General features: G+C 70.0%; 13 protein-coding genes and 1 other RNA gene. 8 read left to right on the top strand and 6 right to left on the bottom strand.

Annotation, left to right across the window (positions count from 1 at the left end):
• Window positions 1-12 precede the first annotated feature (12 nt).
• Window positions 13-207: a hypothetical protein gene (locus ACIBTS_RS25655; RefSeq protein ID WP_079661906.1), complete on the bottom strand. Its 195-nt coding sequence runs from the start codon at window positions 205-207 to the stop codon at window positions 13-15.
• Window positions 208-522: 315 nt separating this feature from the next.
• Between ACIBTS_RS25655 and ftsE the strand changes: the two genes are divergently transcribed.
• The 5 genes from ftsE (at window position 523) to ssrA (ending at window position 4529) form a co-directional block, all read left to right on the top strand.
• Window positions 523-1212 carry a cell division ATP-binding protein FtsE gene (gene ftsE, locus ACIBTS_RS25650; RefSeq protein WP_020132390.1) on the top strand — a complete coding sequence of 230 codons (690 nt, stop codon included), beginning with the start codon at window positions 523-525 and terminating at the stop codon, window positions 1210-1212.
• 60 nt (window positions 1213-1272) lie between these two features.
• Window positions 1273-2190 carry a permease-like cell division protein FtsX gene (gene ftsX, locus ACIBTS_RS25645; RefSeq protein WP_399322422.1) on the top strand — a complete coding sequence of 306 codons (918 nt, stop codon included), beginning with the start codon at window positions 1273-1275 and terminating at the stop codon, window positions 2188-2190.
• A gap of 67 nt (window positions 2191-2257) precedes the next feature.
• Window positions 2258-3445 carry a S41 family peptidase gene (locus tag ACIBTS_RS25640; protein WP_399322421.1) on the top strand — a complete coding sequence of 396 codons (1188 nt, stop codon included), beginning with the start codon at window positions 2258-2260 and terminating at the stop codon, window positions 3443-3445.
• 45 nt (window positions 3446-3490) lie between these two features.
• Window positions 3491-4039 carry an SsrA-binding protein SmpB gene (smpB, locus tag ACIBTS_RS25635; RefSeq protein ID WP_319676215.1) on the top strand — a complete coding sequence of 183 codons (549 nt, stop codon included), beginning with the start codon at window positions 3491-3493 and terminating at the stop codon, window positions 4037-4039.
• A 103-nt stretch (window positions 4040-4142) separates the two neighbouring features.
• Window positions 4143-4529, top strand: a transfer-messenger RNA (tmRNA) gene (ssrA, locus tag ACIBTS_RS25630).
• Window positions 4530-4602: 73 nt separating this feature from the next.
• Here the strand turns inward: ssrA and ACIBTS_RS25625 are convergent.
• From ACIBTS_RS25625 to ACIBTS_RS25605, 5 genes are read right to left on the bottom strand one after another with little or no spacing between them, the layout of a single operon-like run.
• Entirely contained in the window at window positions 4603-5613 is a 1011-nt protein-coding gene (locus ACIBTS_RS25625) for a LacI family DNA-binding transcriptional regulator (RefSeq protein ID WP_399322419.1), read from the bottom strand.
• Window positions 5613-7874: an alpha-xylosidase gene (gene yicI / locus ACIBTS_RS25620; RefSeq protein WP_399322417.1), complete on the bottom strand. Its 2262-nt coding sequence runs from the start codon at window positions 7872-7874 to the stop codon at window positions 5613-5615. Before yicI ends, ACIBTS_RS25625 begins: the two co-directional genes overlap by 1 nt.
• A gap of 29 nt (window positions 7875-7903) precedes the next feature.
• Entirely contained in the window at window positions 7904-8728 is an 825-nt protein-coding gene (locus ACIBTS_RS25615) for a carbohydrate ABC transporter permease (protein ID WP_399322416.1), read from the bottom strand.
• On the bottom strand, window positions 8725-9645 hold the full coding sequence (locus ACIBTS_RS25610; protein WP_399322414.1) for a carbohydrate ABC transporter permease: 921 nt from the start codon (window positions 9643-9645) through the stop codon (window positions 8725-8727). Before ACIBTS_RS25610 ends, ACIBTS_RS25615 begins: the two co-directional genes overlap by 4 nt.
• On the bottom strand, window positions 9642-10943 hold the full coding sequence (locus tag ACIBTS_RS25605; protein WP_399322412.1) for an extracellular solute-binding protein: 1302 nt from the start codon (window positions 10941-10943) through the stop codon (window positions 9642-9644). Before ACIBTS_RS25605 ends, ACIBTS_RS25610 begins: the two co-directional genes overlap by 4 nt.
• A 950-nt stretch (window positions 10944-11893) precedes the next feature.
• Between ACIBTS_RS25605 and ACIBTS_RS25600 the strand changes: the two genes are divergently transcribed.
• The 3 genes from ACIBTS_RS25600 (at window position 11894) to ACIBTS_RS25590 (ending at window position 17439) form a co-directional block, all read left to right on the top strand.
• Entirely contained in the window at window positions 11894-12589 is a 696-nt protein-coding gene (locus ACIBTS_RS25600; RefSeq protein WP_399322411.1) for a hypothetical protein, read from the top strand.
• 1485 nt (window positions 12590-14074) lie between these two features.
• Window positions 14075-16147 (top strand): bifunctional polysaccharide deacetylase/glycosyltransferase family 2 protein, encoded by a 2073-nt coding sequence (locus tag ACIBTS_RS25595; RefSeq protein WP_399322475.1) that lies wholly within the window; start codon window positions 14075-14077, stop codon window positions 16145-16147.
• Entirely contained in the window at window positions 16144-17439 is a 1296-nt protein-coding gene (locus ACIBTS_RS25590) for an acyltransferase (RefSeq protein ID WP_399322410.1), read from the top strand. The genes ACIBTS_RS25595 and ACIBTS_RS25590 overlap by 4 nt, the downstream gene beginning before the upstream one ends.
• Window positions 17440-17585: the final 146 nt, after the last annotated feature.

Below are 17585 nucleotides of genomic sequence, written 5' to 3'. Positions count from 1 at the left end.
TCCCGCCGCGGGTTACGCGGTCTGGTGCGCCAGCAGCGCGAACGCCGCCACCAGCACCGCCAGCAGCGCGATCAGCGCCATGGGGTTCAGCCCCGCGAAGAAGTTCTCCTGTTGCTGCAGCCGCTCGCGGTTCGCGCGGCACACCGGGCACCGGCCCTCGCTCACGGGCGCGGCGCAGTTAGCGCACACCAGCCGGTCGTACGTCATGCGCTCGCCCTCCTTGCACCGGTTCCATGGACACAACGCTTACGGGAACGCGAACGTTCCCCTACCACTCTGCCAGGTTCCTCCGGAGGTTGCGCGGGTCGCTCCCAGAGGGGGGATTGCTCTTGTCTCGCGGCCCCGTGCCGACGGGGGCTTGTCGCGCAGTTCCCCGCGCCCCTGGTGCTGCGGGGGCTGCGCCCCCTCACAGCACCAGACAAAAGCCCACAAGCCTTCCGCAACCCCTCCCTGCGCCTGCGCTTGCGTACCCGGTTCGCGTATGGTCACGCTCATCTACCCCCGGCGACCCGTGGTGCATCCGTGATCCGATTCGACAACGTCTCCAAGGTCTACCCCAAGCAGACCCGCCCCGCACTCAGGGATGTCTCCCTCGAGGTGGAGAAGGGCGAGTTCGTGTTCCTCGTGGGGTCCTCCGGCTCCGGAAAGTCCACCTTCCTGCGGCTGGTCCTGCGCGAGGAGCGCACCAGCCACGGCCAGGTGCACGTCCTGGGCAAGGATCTCGCGCGTCTCTCCAACTGGAAGGTGCCGCAGATGCGCCGCCAGCTGGGGACGGTGTTCCAGGACTTCCGGCTGCTGCCCAACAAGACGGTGGCGGAGAACGTCGCCTTCGCGCAGGAGGTCATCGGCAAGTCGAAGGGCGAGATCCGCAAGTCCGTGCCGCAGGTGCTCGACCTCGTCGGGCTGGGCGGCAAGGAGGACCGGATGCCCGGTGAGCTCTCCGGTGGTGAGCAGCAGCGCGTCGCCATCGCGCGTGCCTTCGTGAACCGCCCCAAGCTGCTGATCGCCGACGAGCCCACCGGCAACCTCGACCCGCAGACCTCCGTCGGCATCATGAAGCTGCTCGACCGGATCAACCGGACGGGCACGACCGTGCTGATGGCCACGCACGACCAGAACATCGTGGACCAGATGCGCAAGCGCGTCATCGAGCTGGAGCAGGGCCGCCTCGTCCGCGACCAGGCGCGCGGCGTCTACGGCTACCAGCACTGACCCGCCCCGTCATCGCCCCCGCCCTCGCGGACGTCCCCGGAAAGGCCTGAACAACTCGCCATGCGCGCCCAGTTCGTACTGTCGGAGATCGGTGTGGGTCTCCGCCGCAACCTGACGATGACCTTCGCCGTCGTCGTCTCCGTCGCCCTGTCCCTGGCGCTCTTCGGCGGGTCGCTCCTGATGAGCGACCAGGTCAGCACGATGAAGGGCTACTGGTACGACAAGGTCAACGTCTCGATCTTCCTCTGCAACAAGAGCGACGCCGAGTCGGACCCGAACTGCGCCAAGGGCGCGGTCACCGCGGACCAGAAGAAGCAGATCAAGTCCGACCTGGACAAGATGGGCGTCGTCGAGAAGGTGACGTACGAGTCGCAGGACGAGGCCTACAAGCACTACAAGGAGCAGTTCGGCGACTCCCCGCTGGCCAGCTCCCTCACGCCGGACCAGATGCAGGAGTCGTACCGCATCAAGCTGAAGGACCCGGAGAAGTACCAGGTCATCGCGACCGCCTTCGACGGGCGCGACGGCGTGCAGTCGGTGCAGGACCAGAAGGGCATCCTGGACAACCTCTTCGGGCTGCTCAACGGCATGAACTGGGCGGCGCGGGCGGTGATGGCGCTGATGCTGGTGGTCGCGCTGATGCTGATCGTCAACACCGTGCGCGTCTCGGCCTTCAGCCGGCGGCGCGAGACGGGCATCATGCGGCTCGTCGGCGCCTCCGGGTTCTACATCCAGGCGCCGTTCATCGCCGAGGCCGCGGTCGCCGGACTCATCGGCGGCACGGTCGCCTGCGGATTCCTGGTGATCGCCCGGTACTTCATCATCGACAACGGCCTGGCCCTCTCCCAGAAGCTGAACCTGATCAACTTCATCGGCTGGGACGCCGTGTTGACGAAGCTGCCGCTCATCCTCGCCACCAGCCTGCTGATGCCCGCTTTGGCGGCTTTCTTCGCTCTGCGCAAGTACCTGAAGGTGTGACGCACGCCCCGCGGGCCGCACGGTCAACCGACCGTGCGGCCCTTCGCGTTCCCCTAGACTCACCGCCATGTCAGGCCGAGACCTGTTCTGTCAGCCCCGCCGTTTCGGCCGCGGGGCCGCCCTGACATTGGTGTTCGCGAGCGTCCTCGTCGCCGGTGCGGCGACCGGCTCGCTGCCGCAGGAACCGGGCGGCGGACGCAGGAGCGCGGGCGCCGCGGGCAGTGTGACCCCCTCCACCGCCCCCGCCGGACACTCCGAGGACGTGACGCGGGCCGCCGAGGAGGCCGCAGCCGACGGCAAGTCCCCGATGGAGGCCGCCGAGCGTGCCGTCAGCCGCAGCGGGGACCGTTGGGCGGCCGTCTACTCCGAGGACGAGTACGAGGAGTTCGAGGAGTCCCTCGACGGCCGGTACACCGGCGTCGGCCTGGAGGCGCGGCGCGAGCGGGACGGCCGCATCGAGGTCACCAGGGTGCAGTCCGGCTCACCCGCCGCCGAAGCCGGACTCCGCGCGGGCGACCGGCTGAGCAGTGTCGACGGGCGGCCCGTGGACGGGCTCCCGGTCACCGACGTCGTCTCCTTACTGCGCGGCGACGCCAAGGACGCGTCCGCCGGCACCACCGTCCGGCTCGGTCTGCAGCGCGGCACGCGCGCGTGGAGCGAGACCCTGCGCCGGGCCCTGCTGTCCACGGACTCCGTCAGCGTGCACCGGCTCGCCGACGACATCACCGTCATCACCGTCGCCGCGTTCACCAAGGGCGTCGGCGACAGCGTGCGCACCGCCGTCCGCCGGGCGCCGGCCGACGCCGGGATCGTCCTGGATCTGCGCGGCAACTCCGGCGGCCTGGTCACCGAGGCCGTCACCGCCGCCTCCGCGTTCCTCGACGGCGGCCTCGTCGCCACCTACGACGTCGACGGCGAGCAGCGCGCGCTGCACGCCGAGGCCGGCGGCGACACCGCCAGACCCCTGGTCGCGGTCGTCGACGGCGGCACGATGAGCGCGGCCGAGCTGCTCACCGGCGCCCTCCAGGACCGTGGCCGCGCGGTCGTCGTGGGCTCCCGCACCTTCGGCAAGGGCTCGGTCCAGATGCCGAACCGGCTGCCCGACGGCTCCGTCGCCGAGCTCACCGTCGGCCACTACCGCACCCCCGCCGGCCACAGCGTCGACGGCCACGGCATCACCCCTGACCTGGAAGCGGACACCGGGGCGCTGAAGCGCGCGGAGAGCGTGCTGAGCGGTCTCGGGGACGCTTCGTAATCGACTTTCCCTCTTCCCCCTGCGAGGTGCGAAAATGGCGGGACTATGAGCAAGGGAATGTACGTACCGAAGGAGTCCCAGCCGAAGCAGGGCGGGGCGGCCGCGTCCGGCAAGGTCAAGGACGGCAAGCGGAAGATCGTCGCGCAGAACAAGAAGGCCCGGCACGACTACGCGATCATCGACGTCTACGAGGCCGGGCTCGTCCTCACCGGCACCGAGGTGAAGTCGCTGCGCCAGGGCCGGGCCTCGCTGACCGACGGCTTCGTCCAGATCGAGGGGAACGAGGCGTGGCTGCACGCCGCCCACATCCCCGAGTACAGCCAGGGCAGCTGGACCAACCACTCCGCGCGCCGCAAGCGCAAGCTGCTGCTGCATCGCGAGGAGATCGACAAGCTGGCGGTGAAGTCGGAGGAGACGGGCCACACGATCGTGCCCCTCGCCCTGTACTTCAAGGACGGCCGGGCGAAGGCCGAGATCGCGCTGGCGCGCGGCAAGAAGGAGTACGACAAGCGTCAGACCCTGCGCGAGCAGCAGGACCGCCGGGAGACGGACCGGGCGATCGCGGCGGCGAAGCGGAAGCAGCGGCACGCGTAGCGGCGGGGAATACGGTGGCATCGGCGTGCGTTGTTCACGTACGATGGCACAAGCACCCCACAGCGGGTGCGACACCTCTTCGGAGGGCTTGAAAAATCAACATGGGGATGATCGGTTTCGACAGCGGCTGTTGAAGCAGGGGAAGCGTGTCGAGGAAGCGGCAATGATCTCGTAAACCATATGTCGCAAAAAATAATCGCCAATACCAAGAGCGATTCCCAGTCCTACGCCCTCGCTGCCTAATAAGCAGTGATGTAGGACCCTAAAGGGTGTCAGCCCGGGAGTGTTCCCGGCCCGGATCCTGGCATAATCTAGGGAACTAAACCATCTGGCCCGGTCACGGGGTCGGATGGGAAATCAAACAGTGACTGGGCCCGTCGGCGACTTGTTCGCGTGATCACCGGGGCCGAGAAAATCACAGCGAACTGCACACGGAGAAGCCCTGATTCTGCACCGTTGGACGCGGGTTCGATTCCCGCCATCTCCACTCATCCCATGTGAACAGAAGACCCCGCGCCTTTCGAGGAGCGGGGTCTTCTGCTGTGTACGACGACGTCGGCGCCTCATCCGATCGTGCGGGGGGCCGTGCTCGCGCGGGGGGTGAGGTGGGGTGGGAGGAGGGTTGCCTGGGGGACCGGCTCGTTGTCCAGCTTTCGCATCAGGAGGTTCACCGCCTGTTCGCCGATCTCCGCGGACGGCAGGGCGATCGACGTGACGGGGACCCGGAGGGCGGAGGCGAGTTCGTCGGGGCAGATCGCCGTCACCGACAGGTCGCCGGGGATGCGCAGGCCGAGGTGCTCGAACGCGTCGATCAGGGGTTCCAGGATCGCCTCGTTGTGGACGACGACGCCCGTCAGCGCCGGCTGTTCGCGCAGGAGCTGCTCCGCGACGTGGCGGGCCGCGGCCGGGGTCGCCTCGCAGGGGTGGACCGCGGAGGCCAGGCCGGCGCGGTCTGCGGCCGCGGTGAAACCCTGGACCACGCGCTGGGCGAACGCCGTCCCGCGCACGTACACCTCCGGTGGTGAGCCGACGAGCCCCACCACCCGGTGCCCGAGCTGCGCCAGATGCTCCACGCACCGCTCGCCCGCCGCCCGGAAGTCGAGGTCGATGCAGGTCAGCCCGTCGGCCTCGAGCGGGAAACCGATCATCACGGACGGCCGGTCGAGGGAGCGCAGCAACGGCAGCCGCGGGTCGTGGAGTTGGACGTCCATCAGGATCAGCGCGTCGACCAGCGCCGTGTCCGCGACCCTGCGCAGACCTTCCTCGCCCTCCTCCTGGGTCAGCAGCAGCACGTCGTGGTCGTGCCGTCGGGCGGCTGTCACCACCGACACCGCGAACTGCATGACGACCGGGACGTGGATGCCGGTCCGCAGGGGGACGACCAGCGCGAGCACGTTGGAGCGGCTGCTGGCCAGGGCGCGGGCGCCCGCGTGCGGGCGGTAGCCCAGCTCACGGGCGGCCTCCTCGACCCGCTTGCGGGTCTCCGCGGAGATCGGGCGTTTGCCGCTCAGCGCGTACGACACGGTGCTGGGGGAGACCCCGGCGTGCCGTGCCACATCGGTGATCTTCACCATCAGCCCGCCTCCACGCTCTCCAGTGTCAGGAACCCGGTGCCCGCCTCCGCCCGCGCGACCCGGTCGCCGGCGGCCAGCGCCCACGGCGCCGAGGGGTCGCTCGCGGACGCCCGGAGCGTGTCGCCCTCCCGGACGACGGTGAAGGTCACGTCCCCGACCCGTACCGTCACCTGGGCGCCGCGCTCCAGGCCGTAGGTGCGCAGGGTGACACCGTCGGCGTGCGGGTAGTCCGGCCGGTCGGCGTGGGCGCCCACCGGGAGCACCGCGCCGGGCCGCACCAGCAGCGGCAGGCCGAGGAACCCGTGCCGTTCCCGGATCCAGCGCGGCCCGGTCACCGTCTGGCCGGTGAGGTAGTGCGTCCACGTGCCGTCGGGGACGTAGTACGTCACCTCTCCCTCGTCGCTGAACACCGGCGCGACCAGCAGGTCGGGGCCGAGCATGTACTGCCGTTCCAGGTGCGCGCACCCGGGGTCGTCGGGGAACTCCAGGACCATCGCCCGCATCACCGGCACGCCCTCCTCGTGGGCGACGCGCGCGGCCTCGTACAGATACGGCATGAGGCGCAGCTTCAGGCGGGTGAAGTGGCGCAGGACGTCCACCGCCTCCTCGTCGAACAGCCAGGGCACCCGGTAGGAGGAGCTGCCGTGCAGTCTGCTGTGGGAGGACAGCAGGCCGAAGGCCAGCCAGCGTTTGAAGAGGGACGGGGTGGGGGTGCCCTCGAAGCCGCCGATGTCGTGGCTCCAGAAGCCGAAGCCCGACAGGCCCAGGGACAGTCCGCCGCGCAGCGACTCCGCCATCGACTCGTAGGTCGCCTCGCAGTCGCCGCCCCAGTGGACGGGGAACTGCTGGCTGCCGGTGGTCGCCGAGCGGGCGAAGACGACCGCCTCGCCCTCGCCGCGGTGTTTGCGCAGGACGTCGAACACGGTGCGGTTGTAGAGGTAGGTGTAGTAGTTGTGCATCCGCTCCGGGTCGGAGCCGTCCGCCCAGGCCACGTCGACCGGGACGCGTTCGCCGAAGTCCGTCTTGAAGCAGTCGACGCCCTGCGCGAGCAGCGCCTCCAGCTTGGCCGCGTACCAGTCGCGGGCGGCGGGGCTGGTGAAGTCGACGAGGGCCATGCCGGGCTGCCACAGGTCCCACTGCCAGACGCTCCCGTCGGGCCTGCGCAGCAGATGCCCCAGCTCCCTGCCCTCCGCGAACAGCGGTGAGCGCTGCGCGATGTACGGGTTGATCCACACGCTGACGTGCAGGCCCTTCGCCTTCAGCCGGGCCAGCATGCCCTCCGGGTCGGGGAAGACACGGGGGTCCCAGCGGAAGTCGCACCAGTTGAACTCCCGCATCCAGAAGCAGTCGAAGTGGAAGACGGAGAGGGGGAGTTCGCGTTCCCGCATGCCCTCGATGAACGACGTCACGGTCTCCTCGTCGTAGGAGGTGGTGAACGACGTGGACAGCCACAGGCCGAAGGACCAGGTGGGCGGGAGGGCGGGGCGGCCGGTGAGGGCGGTGTACTTGCGCAGGATGTCCTTCGGGGTGGGGCCGTGGATGACGTAGTACGTCAACTCCTGTGTCTCGGCGCTGAACTGGACCTTGGACACCGTCTCCGAGCCGATCTCGAAGGAGACCTTGCCCGGGTGGTCGACGAAGACGCCGTAGCCCGCGTCCGTGAGGTAGAACGGCACGTTCTTGTAGGCCTGTTCGGTGGCGGTGCCGCCGTCGGCGTTCCAGATGTCGACGGTCTGGCCGTTCTTCACCAGCGGGCCGAAGCGTTCACCGAGGCCGTAGACGGTGGTCCCCACGCCCAGGTTGAGCTGTTCGCGCAGGTAGTGGCCGCCGGTGCCGGCGTCCCGCATGATGCCCATGCCCTTGGGGCCGCTGGAGGTGAGCGTGCGGCCGTGCGCGAGGAACTCCACGTGCCAGGGGCCGGAGCGGGCGACCTTCACGGACAGCGCGCCGGACGTCAGCATCGCGTGGTCGTCGTCATGGGCGAGCTGGGGGGTGGGGTCGGCGCAGGTGAGGTCGAAGGAGGGCTCGCGGGGGCGCTCGCCGGTGAAGTGGGTGAGGGTGAGTCCGATGACGTCGGGCATCGGGGTGTGGGCTCTGATCGTCATGACCGGTCCCGTCATCAGGTCGCCGCGGCTGCGGATGGGCCGGGTCGGCGCATGGATCTCCAGGGCGCCGTCCGAGGCGGTGACGTCCAGGACCTCGGTGGGGTGGGCGGCGGTGACGCCCTCGCGCAGCAGCCAGTATCCGTCGGAGAACTTCATGGGCGGGGGTCCTTACTGCTCGGTCCTCGCTACTTCACGGCGCCCACGGCGATGCCGCGGGTGAGCGTCCGCTGGAAGACGAGGAAGAAGACGAGGGCCGGGAGCACCCCGAGGAGGGCGGCCGCGTTGGTCATCGTGGCGTCCATCAGCCGCTGGCCCTGGAGGACGCCGAGGGCCACCGACACGGTCTGGTTGTCGTTGGAGACGAGCATGACCAGCGGCAGCAGGAACTCGTTCCAGGTCCAGATGAAGAAGAAGACGAGGAGTACGCCGAGGGTGGGGCGGCTGACCGGGACGACGATCCGCCACAGCACCTGCCACTTGGTCGCGCCGTCGATGCGGGCGGCTTCGATGATCTCGCGCGGGAACCGGCCGAGGACGGAGGAGAGGAGATACGTGCCGAAGGCCGACTGGATCACCGTGAAGACGATGATCACGCTGAGCCGGGTGTCGTACAGGCCGGCCTGCTTGCTCAGGTAGTAGAGCGGGTAGACCAGCGCCTCCTGCGGGAGCATGTTCGCCAGGACGAAGAAGGCCAGCACCCAGGTGCGGCCCCTGATCCGGCCGATGCCGATCGCGTACGCGGTCAGGATGGACAGGACGACCGCGAGCACCGCCACCGAGCCGCTGATGACGACCGAGTTGATCAGCTTCTGGGTGTAGTCCACCCGCTCCCAGAAGTCCTTGAGTCCATCCAGATAGAGGCCCTCGGGCAGGCTCAGCGGGCCGTTGCGGGAGTACTCCGCCGGGGACTTGACCGCGTTCACCGCCACGATCAGAAACGGGACGACCATGAAGAGGGCGGCCAGACAGAGGGCGATCAGGACCGGGTAGCGGCGCAGGATCCTCCTCATGTGCGCGCCCCTTCCTCGGCGTCCTCCGCGCGGGTCTGCAGTCTCAGGCCGATCAGGGACAGGGCCAGGATGATCACGGTCAGCACCGTGGAGATCGCGGCGCCGTAGCCGACCTGGGTCTTCTCGAAGAACGTGGTGAAGGAGAAGTACGAGGGGACGTCGGTCGCGCCGCCGGGGCCGCCCTTCGTCAGGACGTACACCGCGCCGAACACCTTCAGCGCGGCGATCGTGCACCAGGTCAGCACGACGTACAGCTCGGGGCGGATCTGCGGCAGTGTGATGTGCCGGAAGCGGCGCCACCAGCCGGCGCCGTCCAGCTCGGCGGCCTCGTGCAGCTGGGGGTCGACGCGTTGCAGGCCCGCCATGAAGACGACCAGCGGGAAGCCCAGCTGCACCCACACCATCACACCCATGACGCTGTACAGCGCGACGTCGGGGTCGCCGAGCCAGTCCTGCCGCCACCCGCCGAGGCCGACCGCTTCGAGAAGCTCGTTGAGGGAGCCGTTGTCGGGAGCCAGGATCCAGCTCCAGACGATGCCCGCGACCGCGATCGGCAGCACCTGGGGCAGGTAGAAGCAGGCCCGCAGGACGGCGGCGATCCGGGAGCCGAAGTGCTTGCCGACATAGTCGAACAGCGCGGCGGCCAGGACCAGTCCGACGGCCGTGGGGATCGCCGCCATCGCGACGACCATGAAGAGGCTGTGCCGGAACGACTCCCAGAACTCCGTGTCGTCGACCAGCTCCCGGTAGTTGGCGAGCCCGGACCACGACGGGCTGCCCACGCCCTGCCAGTCGGTGAAGCTCACGCCCGTGTTCATCAGGAACGGGACGACGATCACGGTGAGGAAGGCCAGGGCGCCGGGGAGGAGGAAGAGGGCGTAGGAGTCGCGCGGGGCTCCAGGGGCGCGTGCCCTCATCGCTTCGGTGCGCCCTTGTCATAGGCCTTCTGGAGACTGCTGAGGTAGTCGTCGGGTTTCTCGCTGCCGGTGATCAGCTTCTGGGTCTCGGAGACCAGGACGTCGTAGAAGCCGGGGACCGGCCAGTCCGGGTAGAAGGCCAGGCCGTCGCGGCCGCTGACGGTGTTGAAGTGGGTGATCAGCTCCTTGGCCTTCGGGTCGGTGATGGCGGCCGGGTCCGCCGCGACGGGGACGCCGCCCTTGTTGCCCAGCAGGTTCTGGATCTTCTTCGACAGGGTGATGTCGATGAAGTCGTAGGCGAGCTCCTTGTTCTTCGCGCTCTTGGGGACGACCCAGAGGTTGCCGCCGGAGCCCGGGGTGAGGGTCGAGCCGGGCCACAGGGTGGTGCCCCAGTCGAAGGTCGCCTCGTCCTGGAAGCGGCCGTACCACCAGCTGCCGGAGAACAGGATCGGCGCCTTGCCCTGGAGGAAGGAGACGCCGGCATCCTCGGCCTTGGCGCTCGTGGAGCTCTTGCCGACGTACCCCTTCTTCACCCAGTCGGCGAACGTCTCGGCGGCGTAGGTCCAGGCCGCGTCGTGGAAGTCGGCCTTCTCACCCTTGTACAGCTCGTAGGAGTCGACCCAGGAGCGGTCCGCCTTGGACAGGGCCAGCTGGTAGACGTACTGCTGGGCGAGGTACTCGGCGCCGGAGTTGGCGAGCGGGGTGATGTCGTTCTCGGTGAAGGTCTTCATCGCGGCGACCAGGTCGTCGAACGTCTTCGGCTCGGCGATCTTGTACTTCGCGAACAGGTCCTTGTTGAAGTAGACCATCGTGTACTCGGCGTAGTCGGTCACGCCGTACCACTTGCCGGAGCCCATCACGCCGTCGGCGTCGTACTGGCTGGTGGTGCGCACGCCCGGGCTGAGCAGCTTGTCCCAGCCGCGTTTCGTCGCCTCGGCGGACAGGTCGGTGAGGAGCCCCTGCCTGGAGAGCAGGCCCGCCGTCGCGTTGCCCTTGTTGTACTCCATGAGGTCGGGCGCGTCGGAGGAGTTGAGGACCATCGGGGCGGTCTTCTGGATCTGCTCGAAGCTCTTCTCCTCGAACTTCACCTTCACACCCGGATGCGTGGCCTCGAACTCCTTGATCGCCTCCGTCCAGGCCACGCCCATCGCGCTGTTGGGGCCCTCGTAGTGCCACAGCCGCAGGGTCCCCGCGTCGGAGGAGCCGCCGCCGTCCGAGCCACCGCAGGAGGCCAGGAGCAGGGATCCGGTGAGGACCGCCGCCGCACTCGCCACCACACGCCTTCGTGCCGTCAACATCCTGTGCCTCCGGGGAGTCGGATGGTGCTGGGGGCAGAACAGCCGTCACGCGACGTTCGACGACTCGGTACGTCGACCTCGTTCGTCGTCGACCTCGTTCATCGACTTCGTTCGTCGACCGGTTCGTCGAATCGATTCGATGCGTGACGTCGAAGCGCTTCGACGGGGGAAGGTATGTGGCTGATGTGATCGCGTCAATGGGGCGTGGGGGAGGGGGTCGCCGCATCGCGGATAAAGCAGGCAATCCGCCGTCCCGTTGGAGTGAATTTTCCGGCCATGCCTGAGGCCTCGCTCGATTCCGCCGTCGACCGCGTCCCTTTGTCCCTCTGTGTCGTTGGTGTGATGAAAGGGGCTGGTCGCTCCGACCGTCGATGCCCTTCGGTGGGCCGGGAGTCGGGGCGGGGCTGCGAGAACGCGCCTCCGGGGAGCCGTCAAGGGGTGAAATCCGGCCATAGGCATGAACATGACTTCTGACCATAAATGACACATCGAGAACACAGGGCCCAAGCCTGCGCTAGATTCGTCGACCTGAGCGCAATGGGGTAAAAGGGGCGCAGGAGCCGGGTGGGGGCCTGGTTCCGTCGACGTGCGCTCGGGGTCGTAAGCGCACCCAGAACAGTTCCGTGGGGGGAAGTGCGCACGTGAAGAATTGGCGAGAAGACGCCCAACCGGAGTGGCCGGAGGCGGCGAAGCCGACCCGGGACGTACTGGTCCCGGGGGCAGGATCCCAGAGCTTTCCCGGGGTGGGGGGTCAATCCCTGACGTCCATGGCGGGAGAAAGCGGCGGATGCCGGTCAGTGATGGATGTACCGTCTGAAAGCGGTCTGTTGTCAGGCCCGGAAACTTCGAACAGTCTTTCCGAAAATGAACGGTCGAGCGATCTCCGGGATCCCTGGGGAGAGGAGCCCGGCGGGGCGGACGGCAAGGGGCACGATCCGGCCGAGGTGACGGTGCAGCTCGACCCCCTCAAGAAGGGGCGGGCCGACGGTCCCGAGGCCGGCGCCTGCGACGTCCCGGTGTTCGTCGACGAGTCGGGCCGACGCAGCCGGACGTTCCGCCGCATCGGCATCCTCGTGGGGACCGCGTGCGGGGCGTACGCCGTCGTCATCGTGGCCACGCTGCTGTCGGGCAACGCGGGCGCACCCTGGCTGCCGGTACCGGTGCCGGGCGTCGCCGACGACGACAAGCCGGCGGCCGGCAAGGTCGACAGCCCGTCGGCGCCGGACGACTCCGTGAGCGAGCGACCCGGGGTGCCGGGCACCGTGCTCCCGGGCGGCGCGGCCAACACCGCCCTCCCGTCCGGCGCGGTGCCGGGCAAGCCGGGGGCGAGCGCGGTGCCGGGCGCGTCGGCGAGCCCGGCGGCTTCACCGGGCGGGGCGTCGCCGGCGGCCCGGCCCTCGGCCAGCGGGACGGCCCGGCCCGGCGCGGGTCCCACGGCCACGGCATCCGCGACGCCCGGCCCGAGCAGCCCGGTGGTCGCCCCACCTGCCTCCTCCCCGCCACCGCCCCCGGCATCCTCACCCGCCCCACCTCCCTCGCCCGCCGCCTCCCCCTCCCCGGCCGGAGGAACCACCACCACAGTCGCCAACGGCCCCCCGGACCCGACCCCGGCACCAACGGCGCCGGCGTCGACCTCGGCGGTCTGAGGAGCGAGGGTTGCGTCGAGAAACGGCCGGCGGGTACGCGCGGCCGGCCAGGGTGCCCGCGAGGGGCGCCGGCCGCAGGCGCACGAGGGCCGGGGCGGCGACCACGGCCACGACTCCGCGAGGGCGCTGGTCAAGGCTCCCGCGAGGACTTCGGGCAGGGGTCCGCGAAGGCGTGCTCGGCCGGGGGCCCGCGAAGGCGGTGGGCCAACGGGCCGTGGGCTTGGGGCATAGGGCCGTGGGGCGTCGTTCGGCGGAGTTTCTGGGCGCCGGTCGAATGGGGCTTGTGGGGGCATCGGCGAAAGGGCCCAGGGGCCGAGGGTGGGCCGTTGGACGCGGGGGCCGGATCTCGCTCGCCAGGGCCGGGGGCATGCGCCAGGGCCGGGGGCATGTGCCAGGGCCGGGGGAACGCGCCAGGGCCGGGGTCACGCGACCGGGCCGGGGGCGTGCGACCGGGCCGGGGCCACGCAGCCGGGCTGGGGGCACGCGACCGAGGTTGGGGCAGGCAGGCCGGGGCGCGGGCAGCCGGCCCGGGCCGGGTCCAGTCGCCGGAGGGGGCCTCGGTCACCGGCGTGACGGAGCTCTTCGACCGCCGTGGCCGACAGGCCCCCGTAACCGGCGCCCCTCGCAGTGCTTCCGTCGCCTGACCTCGACGGGATGATCCCGGCTCGGCCGCTCGGCCCTCGCTGTGCGGCCTCTCCACCTGGCCCTCGGGACCAGAAGTCGTCCGCCCGATTTGGTGAGTTGATCTACAGCCCGCTCCTTCGCGCCGGGATTCCCGTCGCCTGACCCGTAGGGGGCACCCCCTCCAGCCGACCCACGGGGGTGCGATCGCACCGCCCGGCTCCCGCAGCCCAACCCGCCAGCAACGCCCAACAGCCACTGCCTGCTCGCACGCCCCACTCCCCGCCCGCAACAGCCACGTCCCGCACCAGCAACTTCCTGTCGGCGTCGGCGACGCGTCGCCCGAACCGTCAACTCCCCGAACCGCGACCGACTCCCTGACCACTGCCGACTCCCTGACCACTGCCGACTCCCTGACCACCGCCGACTCCCCGACCACCGCCGACTCCCTGACCGCCGCCGACTCCCTGACTACCGCCGACTCCCCGACCACCGCCGACTCCCCGCACGAACAACTCCTCACCGCCCACCCTCGTCGCGCAAGGCGCGTGGCGAGCCGTTTTCGGAGATGCAGCTCTCATGGCACCACGTACCAGCCGGCGCTCGACCCGACGGGCCGTCGTCGGGCAGTCCGCGCATTCGTCGGGCGGTCAGGCAGCCCCCGTCCCCGCCCCCGGGTCCGACTCGTCCTCGGCGGGTGGTGGGCGGCGGGCCGGCCGGCGGTCGGGGGCGCGGCGCGGGCGGGCCGTGGGACACGGCGGCGGCGGGGCCGCGCACGGGGCGGCGCCGCCCCAACGCAAGCGTCTGGTGCCGCTGCGGCTGCGCCACCTGCTGCCCCTGCTCGTGCTGCTCGCGATGATGGCGATGCTGATGCTGCGCGGCTACGTGCACAGCGAGATCCTCGCCGACTACCGCATCCACCCCGAGGCCGCCGCCGACAAGGTGCCGGAGAAGATCCTCGACGGCGGCCCGGTCGTCGACACCCGCAGCGGCCGCCAGACCAGCCTGGACGTGCCCGACCACAAGATCGTGCTCACCTTCGACGACGGCCCCGACCCCAAGTGGACCCCCGAGGTCCTCGACGTCCTGAAGAAGCACCACGCGCACGCCGTCTTCTTCATCACCGGCACCATGGCCTCCCGCTATCCGGACCTGGTCCGGCGGATGGTGGACGAGGGGCACGAGATCGGGCTGCACACCTTCAACCACCCCGACCTGTCCTACCAGTCGAAGAAGCGCATCGACTGGGAGCTCACCCAGAACCAGTTGGCCCTGGCGGGCGCGGCGGGCATCCGGACGTCCCTCTTCCGGCCGCCCTACTCCTCCACCGCGGACGCCCTCGACGACGCGTCCTGGCCGGTCACCGAGTACGTCGGCACCCGCGGCTACCTCACCGTCTTCACCACCGCCGACAGCGAGGACTGGCAGCGGCCGGGCGTGCGGCAGATCATCCGCAACGCCACGCCGCAGCACGGCAAGGGCGCGGTCGTCCTCATGCACGACTCCGGCGGCGACCGTCACCAGACGGTCCAGGCCCTCGACGCCTACCTCCCCGAACTCCAGGCGAAGCGCTACACGTTCGAGAACCTCACCGAGGCCCTGCGCGCCCCCAGCGCGCACACCCCGGTCACCGGGCTCGATCTGTGGAAGGGCAAGGCCTGGGTCTTCCTGGTCGAGGCCTCCGACGACATCACCGGCGTCCTGGTCGTCGGCCTCGCCGTCATCGGCGTCCTCGTCTTCGCCCGCTTCGGCCTGATGCTGCTGCTGTCCGCGATCCACACCCGCCGCACCCGCCGCAAGGGCTTCGTCTGGGGCTCCGACGCGCCCGTCACCGAACCCGCGTCGGTGCTCGTCCCGGCCTACAACGAGGCCAAGTGCATCGAGAACACGGTGCGTTCGCTGATGAAGAGCGAGCACCCGATCGAGATCCTCGTCATCGACGACGGCTCAAGCGACGGCACCGCCCGCATCGTCGAGGACCTGAACCTGCCCGGCGTCCGTGTCGTCCGCCAGCTCAACGCGGGCAAGCCCGCCGCGCTCAACCGGGGCATTGCGGGCGCCCGGCACGACCTGATCGTGATGATGGACGGCGACACCGTCTTCGAGCCCTCCACGGTCCGCGAACTCGTCCAGCCGTTCGCGGACCCGAAGGTCGGCGCCGTCGCCGGCAACGCCAAGGTCGGCAACAAGGACACCCTCATCGGCGCCTGGCAGCACATCGAGTACGTGATGGGCTTCAACCTCGACCGCCGCATGTACGACGTCCTGCGCTGCATGCCCACCATCCCGGGGGCCGTCGGCGCGTTCCGCCGCAGCGCGCTGGACCGGGTCGGCGGCATGAGCGACGACACCCTCGCCGAGGACACCGACATCACCATGGCCATCCACCGGGACGGCTGGCATGTCGTGTACGCGGAGAAGGCGCGTGCCTGGACCGAGGCGCCCGAGTCCGTCCAGCAACTGTGGTCCCAGCGCTACCGCTGGTGCTACGGCACCATGCAGGCGATCTGGAAGCACCGCCGGGCGCTGGTCGAGCGGGGCCCCTCCGGGCGCTTCGGCCGCGTCGGCCTCCCTCTCGTCTCGCTCTTCATGGTCGTCGCCCCGCTCCTCGCCCCGCTCATCGACCTCTTCCTCGTCTACGGCCTGCTCTTCGGGCCGACCGGCAAGACCATCGCGGCCTGGTTCGGCGTCCTCGCCGTCCAGGCGGGCTGCGCGGCCTACGCCTTCATCCTGGACCGCGAACGCCTCACCCCCCTCATCTCCCTCCCGCTCCAGCAACTCCTCTACCGCCAGCTGATGTACATCGTCCTGCTGCAGTCCTGGATCACCGCCCTCACCGGCGGCCGGCTGCGCTGGCAGAAACTGCGCCGCAAGGGCCAGGTGGCCGCACCCCCGGGCGCCCCGACGCCGGCCATGGACGGAGGAACGGCCCGATGAACACCCAACCCACGGACACCCAACCCACGGACACCCAACCCACGGACACCCAACCCACGGACACCCAGCCCATGCCCGAAACCGAGATCGAAAGCACGACCGGCACGGCAGCCGAGTACGAGACGAAGAGCGAGACACAGAACGAGTCCAAGAGCGGGAAGAAGCCGGGTGGCGGTCGTGACCGCTACTTCGATCTTCTCCGGGGCATCGCCCTCTTCCGTGTCGTCTTCTACCACCTGATGGGCTGGGCCTGGCTGCCCATCGTCTTCCCCTCCATGGGCGTGATGTTCGCCCTCGCCGGCAATCTCATGGCCCGCTCGCTGGCCAGACGCCCCGCGCTGGAAGTCGTACGGGGCCGGCTGCGCCGACTGCTGCCCCCGCTGTGGCTGCTGGGCGCGGTCGGCGTGACGGGCATGGTGGTGGCGGGCTGGAGTCCGGACGACGAGGGGCACCCCGGCTGGTGGTGGCTGCACCTCGGCTACTGGATCCTGCCGCTGAGCGACCCGCCGTACGGCGACGGCCTGCCCGGTGTGCAGGGGCTGATCGGCGACGACTGGGCCGTCGACATGGCCGTACCCCTCTGGTACATCCGCGCCTACCTCTGGTTCGTGCTGCTCTCCCCGCTTCTGCTGCGCGCCCTGCGCCGGCTGCCCTGGCCGACGATCCTCGCGCCGGTCGCGCTGTCCGCCGCCCTGGAGTTCGGGGCGCTGTCGGCGCCCAGTTGGCGGCTGGAGGCCAACCTCAGCGACTTCGGCGCGTTCGGCGCGTGCTGGCTGCTGGGCATGGCGCACCAGGAGGGCATCCTGCGCCGGCTGCCCCGCTACGTCGTCCCGTCGCTGGCGCCGGCCGTCGGCGGGGTCGGTCTCTGGTACGCCCTGGGGCACCACCTGAGGGAGGGCCACGACCTCGACGACATGCCGTTCGCCCAGTCCCTGTGGTCGTTCGCGGCGGTCCTGCTGCTTCTGCACATCAGTCCGTCCTGGACCGAGTGGCCGGCCCGGCTGCGCCGCTGGGACCGGCTGATCACCCTGCTCAACTCGCGTGCCGTGACGATCTACCTGTGGCACAACCTGTGCATCGGCATCGTGGAGGCCCTGTGGGACCGCCTGTGGGGCATCCCGTGGCTGGAGGCCAACACCCCCTGGGTTCTGGAGAGCCCGTGGCCGCAACTGCCGTTCATCTGGCTCCTCACCGCGGCCTGCGTCGTCTGCTTCGGCTGGGTCGAGGACCTGGCGGCCCGCCGCAGGCCCCGGCTGTGGCCGGACGGTCGAGGGGGAGCGCGCCGCGCCTGAGGCGCGCCGTCCCCGTCGGGGAGTTCGCCGGCGCGCGTGGGGTCGTAAAGGGCAGGTCAAAGCGTGTCGGCCGACGATTTCCGGGGTCGAGGGGGTGTGGAAGACTGCCTGGGCGTTGCGCAAGTGAACAGTTGTCCGGCTGAGGG

It is taken from the genome of Streptomyces sp. NPDC050121 (assembly GCF_044460385.1).
GTDB classification, from domain to species: Bacteria; Actinomycetota; Actinomycetes; order Streptomycetales; family Streptomycetaceae; genus Streptomyces; species Streptomyces soliscabiei.
This window is presented reverse-complemented; position numbering and strand designations above follow the sequence as displayed.

Bases quoted from the DNA above. Each gene is read 5' to 3' on its own strand.
- ACIBTS_RS25655 (WP_079661906.1), bottom strand. From the start codon at position 207: ATGACGTACGACCGGCTGGTGTGCGCTAACTGCGCCGCGCCCGTGAGC.
- ftsX (WP_399322422.1), top strand. From the start codon at position 1,273: ATGCGCGCCCAGTTCGTACTGTCGGAGATCGGTGTGGGTCTCCGCCGC.
- ACIBTS_RS25640 (WP_399322421.1), top strand. From the start codon at position 2,258: ATGTCAGGCCGAGACCTGTTCTGTCAGCCCCGCCGTTTCGGCCGCGGG.
- smpB (WP_319676215.1), top strand. From the start codon at position 3,491: ATGAGCAAGGGAATGTACGTACCGAAGGAGTCCCAGCCGAAGCAGGGC.
- ACIBTS_RS25625 (WP_399322419.1), bottom strand. From the start codon at position 5,613: ATGGTGAAGATCACCGATGTGGCACGGCACGCCGGGGTCTCCCCCAGC.
- yicI (WP_399322417.1), bottom strand. From the start codon at position 7,874: ATGAAGTTCTCCGACGGATACTGGCTGCTGCGCGAGGGCGTCACCGCC.
- ACIBTS_RS25615 (WP_399322416.1), bottom strand. From the start codon at position 8,728: ATGAGGAGGATCCTGCGCCGCTACCCGGTCCTGATCGCCCTCTGTCTG.
- ACIBTS_RS25610 (WP_399322414.1), bottom strand. From the start codon at position 9,645: ATGAGGGCACGCGCCCCTGGAGCCCCGCGCGACTCCTACGCCCTCTTC.
- ACIBTS_RS25605 (WP_399322412.1), bottom strand. From the start codon at position 10,943: ATGTTGACGGCACGAAGGCGTGTGGTGGCGAGTGCGGCGGCGGTCCTC.
- ACIBTS_RS25595 (WP_399322475.1), top strand. From the start codon at position 14,075: ATGCTGATGCTGCGCGGCTACGTGCACAGCGAGATCCTCGCCGACTAC.
- ACIBTS_RS25590 (WP_399322410.1), top strand. From the start codon at position 16,144: ATGAACACCCAACCCACGGACACCCAACCCACGGACACCCAACCCACG.